This window comes from Paenibacillus xylanexedens, assembly GCF_007676705.1.
GTDB lineage: Bacteria > Bacillota > Bacilli > Paenibacillales > Paenibacillaceae > Paenibacillus > Paenibacillus xylanexedens_C.
The window spans coordinates 926,956-939,440 of the sequence record NZ_VEBF01000001.1 but is presented as its reverse complement, the minus strand read 5'-3'; the positions used below and the strand labels follow the sequence as shown (position 1 = coordinate 939,440).

11 protein-coding genes are annotated in these 12,485 nt (G+C 47.4%); 8 read left to right on the top strand and 3 right to left on the bottom strand.

All coding sequences use genetic code 11. The features are described from left to right. Positions 1 to 41 precede the first annotated feature (41 nt). Both FS628_RS04055 and FS628_RS04050 read left to right on the top strand, forming a co-directional pair. Positions 42 to 2,618, top strand: a complete 2,577-nt coding sequence (locus FS628_RS04055) for a beta-mannosidase (protein ID WP_145319223.1) — start codon at positions 42 to 44, stop codon at positions 2,616 to 2,618. Between the two features lie 207 nt (positions 2,619 to 2,825). Next, positions 2,826 to 3,056, top strand: a complete 231-nt coding sequence (locus FS628_RS04050; RefSeq protein WP_145319220.1) for a hypothetical protein — start codon at positions 2,826 to 2,828, stop codon at positions 3,054 to 3,056. A 113-nt stretch (positions 3,057 to 3,169) separates the two neighbouring features. On the opposite strand, the gene FS628_RS04045 is transcribed toward FS628_RS04050, so the two are convergent. After that, entirely contained in the window at positions 3,170 to 4,285 is a 1,116-nt protein-coding gene (locus tag FS628_RS04045) for an FAD-dependent monooxygenase (protein WP_145319217.1), read from the bottom strand. A 269-nt stretch (positions 4,286 to 4,554) separates the two neighbouring features. Between FS628_RS04045 and FS628_RS04040 the strand changes: the two genes are divergently transcribed. Beyond that, the gene (locus tag FS628_RS04040; RefSeq protein WP_145319214.1) at positions 4,555 to 5,037 is read left to right on the top strand and encodes a MarR family winged helix-turn-helix transcriptional regulator; all 483 of its coding nucleotides are present in this window, start codon (positions 4,555 to 4,557) and stop codon (positions 5,035 to 5,037) included. A 98-nt stretch (positions 5,038 to 5,135) separates the two neighbouring features. On the opposite strand, the gene FS628_RS04035 is transcribed toward FS628_RS04040, so the two are convergent. Beyond that, the gene (locus tag FS628_RS04035; RefSeq protein ID WP_145319211.1) at positions 5,136 to 5,435 is read right to left on the bottom strand and encodes a hypothetical protein; all 300 of its coding nucleotides are present in this window, start codon (positions 5,433 to 5,435) and stop codon (positions 5,136 to 5,138) included. Between the two features lie 404 nt (positions 5,436 to 5,839). Between FS628_RS04035 and FS628_RS04030 the strand changes: the two genes are divergently transcribed. From FS628_RS04030 to FS628_RS04010, 5 genes are all read left to right on the top strand, one after another. Beyond that, positions 5,840 to 7,864, top strand: coding sequence for a Na+/H+ antiporter (locus FS628_RS04030; protein ID WP_145319208.1), 2,025 nt, complete (start codon positions 5,840 to 5,842; stop codon positions 7,862 to 7,864). 109 nt (positions 7,865 to 7,973) lie between these two features. Further along, entirely contained in the window at positions 7,974 to 8,912 is a 939-nt protein-coding gene (locus tag FS628_RS04025) for an aldo/keto reductase (protein WP_145319205.1), read from the top strand. 65 nt (positions 8,913 to 8,977) lie between these two features. Beyond that, a complete protein-coding gene (locus tag FS628_RS04020; protein ID WP_145319201.1) occupies positions 8,978 to 9,766 on the top strand; it encodes a polysaccharide deacetylase family protein in 789 nt (262 codons plus the stop codon). 214 nt (positions 9,767 to 9,980) lie between these two features. Beyond that, positions 9,981 to 10,187 carry a YwbE family protein gene (locus FS628_RS04015; protein WP_026081155.1) on the top strand — a complete coding sequence of 69 codons (207 nt, stop codon included), beginning with the start codon at positions 9,981 to 9,983 and terminating at the stop codon, positions 10,185 to 10,187. A 20-nt stretch (positions 10,188 to 10,207) separates the two neighbouring features. Then, positions 10,208 to 10,789, top strand: a complete 582-nt coding sequence (locus tag FS628_RS04010) for a DUF4269 domain-containing protein (protein WP_145319198.1) — start codon at positions 10,208 to 10,210, stop codon at positions 10,787 to 10,789. A gap of 221 nt (positions 10,790 to 11,010) precedes the next feature. Here FS628_RS04010 and FS628_RS04005 read toward each other — a convergent pair whose 3' ends face one another. Beyond that, positions 11,011 to 12,420 (bottom strand): hypothetical protein, encoded by a 1,410-nt coding sequence (locus FS628_RS04005; RefSeq protein ID WP_145319195.1) that lies wholly within the window; start codon positions 12,418 to 12,420, stop codon positions 11,011 to 11,013. Positions 12,421 to 12,485 lie beyond the last annotated feature (65 nt).

Sequence of the window (12,485 nt, the reverse complement as noted above, 5' to 3'; positions counted from 1 at the left end):
TGTGGCATAACTCAGGGATCTTGGGGAGCGAGGGCGTAATCATGAAGAACCTTAGTTCAAGTCAGGATTTATCGGGACAATGGAAGATACAGCATTTTGAAGTTGGGGAGAAGCGGGCAATGGATGTGGCAGCTGCTGCACTGGATGATCGCTTCTGGATTGGAGCTGAAGTGCCCGGCGATGTACACGCTGCACTGGTTGAGCGCAGTATCATTGATCCACCCTATTACGGACATAATGATGCCAAAAGTCGCTGGATTGAGCAAAAGGAATGGTGGTACCGTACAACCTTCAATCTCGTGAGAGATGCAGAGACGGAGGAGCACTTTGAACTGGTGTTTGAAGGGTTGGATACGTTTGCAACGGTCTATGTCAACGGCCATGAAGTTGGGAAAACGGCCAATATGCTCATGTCACATACATTTAATGTCACATCTCTGGTGCGCAACGGCTGGAATGCGATTGCTGTCAAGTTTGACCCGCTTCACCTGCATCACCGGGACAAAGAGACCTTCGACTGGTCCTCGTATACGAAGGAACGGCCGTGGTTGCGCAAGGCGGCGATGAACTTTGGATGGGATTGGGGTCCACGCATGGTTACGGTAGGCATCTGGGGTGCAGTACGGCTGGAAAAACGAACAATCGCCAAGCTGGAAAGTGTGTATGCTCGAACGGAATCAGTCAGTACAGAGCTGGCTGTCTTGCATGTCACGGCGGATGTGAAGTCCGTCTTGTCTTTCCGTAACAGACAGAAACGGGAGCAAGCTGTGGTTATGTCATGTCATGTTCGTCTGCTGGATCGCAGCGGAAACGAGGTGGCAGGTGCCACTGAACTGCCTGTAGAAGGTGGTAAGGCAGATATCACATTGAACGTAACGTCACCTCAGTTATGGTGGACTCATGATCTGGGTGACCCTTATCTGTACACACTGGAGGTTACATTGTACGCAGATGGCGTTGAGGTGGATCGTTATAGCGAACCTTATGGGATACGAACGATTGAACTGGCTCTTCACAATGAACGGGGTGAGGATGCATTTGCTTTTATCCTGAACGGAGTCAAGATCTACGCCAAGGGAGCCAACTGGATTCCGGCTGATCATCTGATTGGAGCCATCCCGAACTCCCGATATCGTGAGCTTGTCGAGCTGTCGGTGGAAGGGCATATGAACATGTTGCGAGTCTGGGCGGGTGGTATATATGAGAAGGATGTCTTCTACGATGAGTGTGATCGGCAAGGGGTGTTGGTGTGGCAGGATTTTGCATTCGCGAATGCATTGTTCCCGGATTTCAATCGTGATTTCATGGACAACGTACGGCAAGAGGTAGAAAACAACGTGCTGCGCCTGCGCAACCGTGCCTCCCTCGCCCTTTGGTGTGGTAATAACGAGATTGACTGGCTCTATGATATGAAGTCTGCAAGTGGAGATATTACCAGCCCGTTCTACGGTGAACTGATCTATCATGAGCTGATCCCTGAAGTGTTGGAGCGCTTGGATCTGTCCCGTCCATACTGGCCTTCTTCGCCGTTCGGGGAAAGCAACGGTCAGGACGCCAATGATCCCGATGTTGGGGATCGCCACAACTGGCAGGTATGGCACGGCTCTGTCTATCCAAGGAAGCATGGAGAGCCACCGCTGCTGGACTACAGTATTGAAGGTGTAACGTTCAAAAATTATAAAAAGGATTATGCGCTGTTCAGCAGTGAATTCGGTATGCACGCCTCAGCTAACCGCTACACGCTGGAGAAAAATATGCCCGCAGGGCAGTTTTACTGGGGCAGCCCGGAGATGGCCTACCGTAACAAGGATACCAATCATCAAAAAGGGATTCTGCTAATGGAGGGTTATACAGGCATTCCGCAAGATATAGAAGAGTATATGAACTACTCCATGCTCACTCAAGCAGAAGGGCTGCGATATGGAATTGAACATTTCCGGCGCATCAATCACCGCAACAGCGGAGCGCTCGTATGGCAATTGAACGATAGTTGGCCAGGAACAAGCTGGTCCATGATTGACTATGAGCTGTTGCCGAAGGCATCCTTTTATTACGGGAAAATATTCTTTCATCCTGTCCTGTTGTCACTGGAGCATGAACCGGGTGAGCCGCTTGCGTTGTGGGTCGTGAACGATACGCAGGACGTCTTGAAAGGCGAGCTTCGACTCAATGTCTATGCATTACATGGAGAGAAGATCTACTCCAGCTCACATGCTGTTGAAGTAACATCCCAATCCTCACTGTGTATTGCCGAATTAACTGAAGTAGAGGTGCTACAGGGTAGACGTGCGGAGGAAGTAATGGTTGAGTTGGTTTCTGAAGGGTTTGCGGCACCGAGCAATCGATACTTCTTGCGTGATCCGAAGGATGTGACATTGCCGGAGTCTCAATTGAGCGTGCATGTGAACGAAGAGGAGCAGTCTGTAACGGTTACGGCCAGTGGCGCGATTGCACGATTGGTGAAGTTGGAGCTTCCCCTTGGACGTGTCCGATTCAGTGACAACTATTTTGATCTGCTCCCCGGTGAGAGCCGGACGGTAAGACTTCGTCATCCGGAGCAGTCGTCTCTGCCTCTGACCGAACTTCGGGTCAGTGCCATGAACGGCAGAGAAGGGTGAGATAACAGACTTCGATTATTATTCGAGGCTTAAGGTGGTATTCCTGATCAGGGATGCCGCCTTTTTTGTTGGACTAGGTAAGACAATTTCGCTAGGTCAGGCTATTTATCCCTATTTCATAAACGATAACTTTCAGTCAGGGTTCACATCTTGGATCGTTAACGTTAGAATGATAGAAAGAAATCGTTTTCAAAAGGAGGTGGATTCATGTCTTTTGTCTTTTATCCGGAGATGGTTATATTCATTCTGATGTTGATCCTGCTGATTATTGGTATTGTATATATTGTTCGTAAAAGCAAACAAGTACTGCGCCGCATAAGCAATCTGGAGAAAGCGATATATGAAAAAGAAAGCATGTCGTCCTATCCGAAGGACGTTGCTGGTAATCAAGAAGGGGCATCTCGAGAAGACACATTTGCTCCACGTAAACGAAAATGAAGATGGACAGAGATTACATAAAAAAGATAAATAAGAAAGCCAAACAGCCGATTCTTCTGCACGAGGAAGTGACCGGCTGTTTGGGCTTTTAGGAATATATCCGTATTCAAATTTTAGAGAAAGGATTCATAGCGCTGCTGGAAAGAGGACTCCATCTCTACTTGACGTGCAAGTTGCTGCTGTACCTTTGCTCCGCGAATCGTCTGAAGTTCCTGAAGCAGTTCAGTGGATTGGAATTGATCTGCGGCCATCCGAATAAGCAGATCCGAGAGTGCGTCGGCATCTTCCAACGCCGCATTAAGTCCAAACGCACCAGTTGGTGTCATGGTATGGGCGGCATCACCGATGAGCACAACATTGTCCTTTGTCCATGATTGACAATAGCTGCTTTCGACAGATAACAGAACAAAATCACTCCAGCTCTGAATGTGGGCAGCCACAGAATCAGCCAGACAAGGAAAGGCAGATACAAGTTTATCTACAAAAGGAGCAATCGGTTGCTCACGCAACTTGGCGTATGCCCCCTCAGGGATGTTCCAGCCAATCTGAACATAACCGCCGAATTGTGAGAACAATGCGAGCTGTTGTCCATCCATGCTTGCCATTCGAACAGCCGGTTCCCATCCTGAAGGTGCCGGAATACGTGCCCATAACAGGTCATACCCGTGTTTGCGAATCTCGGGGGTCAAGCCGGAATGTTTGCGTACAGCAGAGTATCTGCCATCTGCACCGACAATAACAGATGCTTCGATGGAAGCAGGAACGCCGTTCTGGCGTATGTTAATACCAACGGTCTGGCCGTTTTTGTCTCGTAGCAAGCCAGTCATGATGGTATTAAACAGCACTTGTTCATTAGAATTGTGCTGCCGAGCATGCGATACGATGGCTTCCAGGAGGTGATCTTGGGGTACATGAATACCAACATGAGATTCTCCATTGCCTGGCGAAACGGTGTGAATAATCTGCCCATTTTCCCAATATTGAATCTGTTCCAAGAGCAGGGCTCCCCGTGCCTGAATGAGCGAATAGAGGCCATGTTTATTCAAAATCGCTTCGCCGTCCACATTGAGCAGCTCTCCGCGAAACGACTTGTGCAGGTGGGGTTGCCGCTCGATGAGAATTGTGGAGATCCCTTTTTGATTCAGTAGATAAGAAAGCAAAGCACCGCCAGGGCCTGCACCGACGATGCAAACATCTGTTTTAAGTTGAGATTGTATATTCTGATTCATGTGCATAAGTCCCTTGCAATATAATGATGACGCTTTATTTACTTTATGACAACAAATTTATTAAAATCATTAAGTAACTAAAAGTAACTTAATGATATAGATTATTATAATCAAACCCATCGCAAGAAAGCAATAGGTGTATGCCATAATAAAACATAGGTCTTCCGTCAAATAAAGGGTGTCCAATACAAGCGTTTTTTTCACAAACAAAATAGTGTAAATATGTTACAATAAAAGGCAGGTTATGATGAAAGGCAGGAGGAACGTTTATGAGCCCGGATACGGAGCGAAACTCTCAATTGGCAAATGTAGATCAATTGTTGGAGGCCTTCTTCAGATATAAAAATAAAGTATTGGATCAGCAGCAGAAGACCGAAACCAACTGCAAACTGAATCCGACAAAAAGTCATATATTGGGCATGATTTTACGCGAAAAACGCTGCATGGCGGTTGATGTGGCCAGACAACTCAGTTTGTCTTCCGGTGCAACCACCATTGTTCTGAATCAACTGGAAACAGAAGGGTTGATCCAGCGTGTGCGCAGTGAAGAAGATCGAAGAATTGTGTGGCTGTCCTTAACGGATGAGGGAACACAGCTTGCCAAGACACTAAATGCGAATCGCGGCCGAATGACGTGGGAATTGTTGCAAGCACTTTCCGAGGAAGAGCAACAGCAGATGTTCGGTATGCTGAAGAAAATTGAGTTGAAACTGCTGGAGAACATGAAGTCATTTGAGCAGATTCATCGGTAGTCCATATATGACTTGATCACTTAAAGACGTCAGTCCTCATGAGTTCGTCCCTAGTTGCGGGGGGATGAACCTTGAAGACTGGCGTTTTTGAGTTGGTTTTACATATGAAAGCGATCCACATGATCCATCATGCCTTCCTGGATCAAAATCTCCTTTTGCTTGCTGCCCATCAGGTCGAAGTGGGGAAATGGCTGCCGCCGATGAATGTATCGCGGGTCCAGTCCATGATCGTTACACCAGCGCTCCAGACGTTCTAGATCTGCGCAGCCGACTTTGGTGACGCTGGTGATACCGGGAAATCGATTGTCAATCCAGAAATGAGTAAGGTAGGCAATCTCACCACGAGCCACTTGTTCCTTCCACGCAGCAAGCTCCTGTCGTTTAATTCCAAATGCCATAGATGCAAGTTCCTTTCCAAACGGGTATTGTCCTGAGCATATTGTAACATCTTATATACAGAATCCATCAGAAATCTTCAATCTATATAAGTTGAACTAAAGTTTATTTACACTGACACTACGATGACAGAATAACCTTCCAATCGCTGTTATCCCCAGATTTTTTGATTCCCTTTTCCAAAGGGTAAAATCCGGGGATAAAGGCGAACGCTTCGCTTTTTCAGGTTTTTTCTGTCCTCTCCGTTATCGTGTAAATGATTAGTTCAATTTATATAGACTGGTCTGAGGCCAGTTGAATGGGTATATGAATATGACAATATTTTTATAACAAAGTCTGGATTATGTTAAAATAAACCTATACAACAAAGGTTTCACCACTTCTATAGCGGAAAGGGATTATCATCATGGAGATATTTATTGCCGTACTTGTGCTACTGGTCCTGATCGGTTTATCCAATATTTTAAACCGGTTTGTACCCTTTATTCCCGTTCCGCTTATTCAAATCGTGCTTGGTGTAGCTATAGCTTTGCTTCCTGCAGGTGTTCACCTGCCTTTGAATCCGGAATTGTTTTTTGTACTCTTCATCGCACCTTTGTTATACAACGATGGTAAGCGAACACCAAGGAATGAATTATGGAATCTGCGTGCACCGATACTTCTGCTTGCACTAGGGCTGGTATTCGTGACAGTAGTCGTGGCGGGATATGCCATTCACTGGCTGATTCCTTCGATTCCGTTACCTGCTGCTTTTGCACTTGCAGCCATATTGTCCCCAACAGATGCAGTGGCCGTTGGCGCCATGGCAGGCCGGGTACATCTGCCCAAAGGCATACATAGGCTTCTTGAGGGTGAAGCGTTGATGAATGATGCATCTGGCCTGGTGGCCTTCAAATTCGCGATTGCAGCCACAGTTACAGGTGTATTTTCCCTGGCGCAGGCAACCTTCAGTTTTATTCTGATTGCAATTGGCGGACTTCTCGTCGGTGCCTTGTTATCGTTTCTGTTAATTAGGCTCGGGGTGTGGATTCGTAGACTGGGCATGGAAGATGTGACGATTCACATGCTGCTGCAGATCCTGACTCCATTTGTCATCTATCTGGTGAGTGAAGAGATTGGGGTGTCGGGCATTTTAGCGGTCGTTGCAGGTGGGATCATTCACGCCATTGAGCGTGACCGCGCTGAATCGGTTCAGTTGAAGATGCAGGTCGTATCTGCGAGCACATGGTCAGTCATTTTATTTATACTAAATGGTCTGGTGTTCGTGATTCTGGGTGTACAGGTCCCGGATGTGCTGAGTACCATTTTTGAAAATGTTTCGTTTAATAACTTGCAAGTATTGGGATATGTGGGCTTGATCTCGGTGCTACTGCTGGTTCTGCGCTTCCTCTGGATCTATCTGTTCTGGCAAGGGAATGAGTTGCTGCGTACCAAATCCTCTATTGGCAGGCCCAGATTTAAGGATATTACGATCATTTCCCTCTCTGGGGTGCGGGGGGCTGTGACATTGGCGGGTGCCTTCTCCATTCCTTACGTGCTTCAGGATGGATCACCTTTCCCTGAACGGGATCTGATTATTTTCCTGGCGGCAGGGGTTATCCTCTTCTCCCTGATTGCCGCGAGCGTGTTTCTTCCGGTTCTGGCCAAGGATGATGGTAAATCCACAGAAGAAACACCGCAGAAGTCAGAACGCAAGGCACATGACATTATGCTGAATGCGGCAATACGAGCTGTCAAATCCGAAATGAACGATGAGAACAAAGCTGCGGCACTCGCGGTCGTCTCAGATCTGTCCAAATACATCAGGCAGGCCGCAGGCCAGCTTACCGCCGGTAAACGCAAAGATATTCAGAAACAAGAAACGACCATCAATCTGATTGCCACCCGTGCGGAGCGTAAAGAAATTGAAACGATGCTGGACGAAAATGCAATTGCTTCTGATGCGGCCTTCAAATGTGACAGTTGGCTCGATCGCAAGGAAACGATGCTGGCGAATCGCACAAACACTCAGTTCATGACCTCGATCAGTGAGATCGGGCGTCTGTTAGGACATCTGTTCACCAACCGGTCCCAGAAGCCGGGTCAACCTTTCATGCTTGAAAATGCAGAACTGTTCCGTCAGGTGAAGCTACGCACCTCTGAAGCAGCAATTAAGGCCATTCGAGCTCATATGAATGATGGGAATCGAGTCGTCGCACTGTCGGTCATTGCCAAGTATGAGCGAGTTATTGCCAAATTGCGCACCTGGAACCAGGGTAAAACGGAAGATCCGTTTAATCAGGAGAAACTGGAGTTACAGATGGTAGCCATTCAGGAACAGCGCAATACGGTTCAGCAACTGTATGAAAACGGCGAAATCACCCGTGATGTGGCTGCCAAGCTGCGCCGATTTATCAACGACGTGGAAGCGACTGCGCTGAAAAATACCTAATCCGATAAATCCGATATTTTAAATATGCTAAACGGTTTGATATAATATGTGACAAGCAAGACGTCACGACCAAATTGTACTTATTCGATCAGTGAAGGAGAGATGAGACATGGCAGAACAACAAGTTCGGTTGGGCAAGACGGATCTGATCGTGAATCCTATTGGACTGGGTGCAAATGCAGTAGGCGGACATAATATCTATCCGGGTATGCTGAATGATAAAACAGGTAAGGAAGTTGTACGAACGGCTTTAAATCAAGGTATTAACTTTCTGGATACGGCATATATCTATGGACCTGAGCATTCCGAACGATTGATTGGTGAAGTGTTGAAGGAAACCGGTCAGCGTCAGAATACGATTATTGCGACCAAAGCAGCCCATACATTTGTGGATGGCAAGATCGTCATGGATAATTCACCTGCTTTCCTGAAAAAAGGCGTAGATGAGGCGTTGAACCGCCTGCAAACCGATTATATTGATCTGTTCTACATCCACTTTCCGGATGAACATACACCGAAGAATGAAGCCATAGATACGTTAAAACGATTGAAAGACGCTGGCAAAATTCGTGCCATTGGCGTATCCAATTTTTCCATCGATCAGTTACGTGAAGCCAATAGTGACGGGCATGTAGATGTACTGCAATCTGAATATAATCTGTTCAAAAGAGAAGCGGAGAAAGAGCTGTTGCCGTATACGGCCGAGCATCACATTTCTTTTGTTCCTTACTTCCCTCTGGCAGCTGGACTGCTGGGCGGTAAATATAATCGTGACACCACATTCCAGGATGGACGGGCGAAGAACCCACTGTTTACAGGTGAGGCATTCATTCAAAATTTGGATAAAGTAGAGCAGCTGCGCAGCATCGCACAATCCAAGGATGTTGAGGTCGCTCATTTGGTTCTGGCCTGGTACCTGACTCAGCCTTCTATTGATGCATTGATTCCGGGCGCCAAGAAACCAGAGCAGGTGATTAATAATCTGAAAACATTGAATGTGGAGCTAACCGCTGAGGAAATTGCTGTTGTGGATCAGATCTTTCGTTAATAGTTCGGGTGAATCGGGAAATGCTAACAGGGAGTTTACGTATGAAGACAAAGTGAGGACACAACATGAACCTGAAGGCAGCCCGATTCATCGGATTGTTCGCGCTAATCATCTTGCTGGGTAGCAGTTCTGCCTATGCAAAGCCTGTACAGAAGAACCGTCAGTATTATGAGGAACGAGGAGAGATCGTGTGGGAGGTTCCCACACAGGACAAACTCATCGCCCTGACCTTTGATGATGGACCGGATCCGATTCAGACCCCGCAGATTTTGGCGTTGCTTCAGCAATATCAAGCCAGAGGAACCTTTTTTGTACTTGGCAAATGGGCAGAGAAGTTTCCTGAACTGATTAAGCAGGAACAGCTCGAAGGGCATGAAATCGCCAATCATACGTATGCTCATACGTATGCAGTTCGATCAACAGCTGCGGACAAGTACATGAAAGATATGAACGTAGCGGAAAGTGCCATTATTGAAGCGGGTGCGGAGCGTCCCTTGTTGTTCAGACCACCAGGCGGCTACTACAATGACATGGTCATTCAGGCTGCCAAACAAAAAGGGTATACCATTGTACTCTGGTCCTGGCATCAGGATACACGGGACTGGGCTTCTCCAGGCGTATCGGCCATCGTTAACAAGGTGCTAAACAACGTACGTAATGGGGATATTGTACTTTTTCACGATAAGGTCGAAGGCAAGTCCCATACGGTAGCAGCACTCAAAACGATCCTGCCGAAGCTGCAAAAGCAGGGATATCGGTTCGTAACAGTGTCTGAGCTACTTGCTGTGAAGGCACGCGAAGCTGCGAAGGACAACACTTCACCTTCGTCAATATTGAAGCACGTGCAGCCCTAAGCATGGTAATCCAATTTAGAAACCGTAAGTCTCAGATGATGAGACCTGCGGTTTCTTTATCTTGGTCTTCATATAAAACATGGAACCGTGAGCAGGAGGTTATTGCCGTGTCCCTTTTGTTTTGAGACCAAAACGTCTACAATAGATGGAGCTTTGTGATTAAGGTTATTTCGTATACATGGTATGAATTACGACATAGAGGAGAGTGAACATAATGAATGGACAACAACGTGTAAATATTAAGCCAGGTCTGGAAGTGGACATTGTGCTGAAGCAGGATCAGGCTACAGGCAAGCTGACACGTGGCATTGTGAAGGATCTATTAACCAAGTCACCTACACATCCACATGGAATCAAAGTAAGACTGACGAGCGGCCAAGTGGGACGTGTGAAACAGGTCATTACAGGAGGGTCAAACTAACTGTGGTTCTAGGCGGGGAGATGAGTACTACCGCAGAGGTAATGGCACATCTGGCTACGGGTAATGAACGTCAGCAGGATGCATACCGCGTGTTACAGAGCAGTGGACTGCTCAATATATTAGCTGACTACCACCCATATCCGGCGGGAACGGTACCGATTGATATTGATATTCCGGGCAGTGATCTGGATCTGCTGTGTTATGCAGAGGATCTGGATGTGTTTGAAGCCGAGATACACAATCGGATTGGGGCCGTTGGTGAGTTTCAATGTGCACGTGGTGGGGATCTTCCAGACCAAGGTCCTTATGTGACATGTAATTTGCAGGTAGGACATTGGCCTGTGGAGATTTTTGCCCAATCCGTGCCGATTAATAGGCAGAATGCATACCTACATATGCTCGTGGAGTGGAGATTGTTACAACTGTGGGGAGAAGCGGGACATCGTGAGATCCGCAGACTGAAACGGGCAGGGTGGAAGACGGAGCCTGCCTTCGCTTTTGTACTTGGACTACAGGGAGATCCATATGTGGACATGCTGCATCTGGCAGAGATGAAGCGTGAAGATCTCTGGAACTGGGCACGTTCACGCACGTCTTTATAAAATGTCTATTTGAGATGAACTAATCATCTACACGATAACGGAGAGGACAGAAAAAACCTGAAAAAGCGAAGCGGTCGCCTAAGGCTTTCTGAAAGAAAGCTGCATCGGAAGCATACGCTATTACCGGATTTTCCCTTGAGAAAGGGAATCAAAAAAATCTGGGAATAACAGCGATTGGAAGGTGCTTCTGTCATCGTAGTGTCAGTGTAAATAACTTTTGGTCAGATCAAAAAAATGGCCACAATCGTCGTTACCGCGAGTCCCAGCAGTACAGGCTTCAGGTTGCGTCTTGCCAGTTCAAAAGGACTGACTCCGCAGATCGCAGCAGCAGGAATCAATGCCCATGGAATCAAGGTTCCGCCACCTACCCATATGGCTGCAACCTGACCGAGTGCTGTCAGTACAGGAGCTGAATCTGCCGACCCTGCGAACATGGACGCAATCGAGCCAACCAGGGAAATCCCCGAGAATCCCGAACCATCCATCCCCGTGACCGCTCCGGTCACTGTCATCGTAATGGCTCCCACCGTATCATTCAGTGGCACCAGTCCAGCAAGTGCAACCCCGAGATCATTCACAATCCCGTGTGAACCTTCAGGAAGCGGATTGTGGAACAACTCTGTAATTGCAGCATCCCCCAGATAAAAGAACGCGGCTATCGGAATAACCGGGCCGAATACTTTGAAACCGAACTGAAATCCTTCTATTAAATAGTTGGTCGTTTCCTCCGGTCCAGCTTGCCGATGTGCAGCAAGGGTAACAGCGATCAGTATGACCACAGCGGTCCCGCCAATCAGAGCTGTTGCGTCACCGCCTTGCAGCTTCAGTACAAACATCAGAATCACATCAACTGCAAATAACAGAGGGATAAGCAGAGCGAATGCTTTTTGCAAACGAGGTGACAAGGCTTGACGTTGAACAGGCAGATTGGCGGGTGGAGAGGTAGACACAACCTCGGATGAGGATGAAGGTTCCGTGCCCACTGTGCCTGATTTCATCTCTTTGCTCAGCATCCAGAAAGCTGTAAGTGTAGATACCGTTCCCATGACAATGACCAGAGGTATGCTGGCTGTCATAACGGAAGTAACGGGTATACCAGCCGCATCAGCCGTAAGTTTAGGAGCCCCTTGAATAATGTAATCCCCCGACAGTGCAATCCCATGTCCGAACAGGTTCATCGCAATGGCAGCACCAATCGGAGGGAGTCCCACACGCACCGCTACAGGAAGGAGTACAGCACCAACCAGAGCTACAGCCGGAGATGGCCAGAAAAATAGCGATACAACCATCATAATCAATCCAATACCCCAATATGCAACCTGAGGAGAACGGATAAACCGGGTGACAGGTGTCACCATAACCTCATTAATGCCTGTTCTGATCAGAACACGGCTCATCGCCACAATAATAGAGATGATGAAGATCGTGCTGAGTAATTCTTTTGTAGCATAGATAAAACTGCTGAAGATTCCAGCGACTGACCCGCTTAAGGTTTCCGTTGCCAGAAGTCCAATGGTCATAATACCCGCGACACATATGATGGTGGTGTCCCTGCGCCGGATCATTACAGCGATGATCAAGATAATAAATGCCAGATAGACATAGTGTAACGCAGTAAGTTGAATATTCATCGAACAGGCCTCCCTACATCCCCGGTGATATACCCAAGGAGTGATATATCGTATGCATGTCAAGA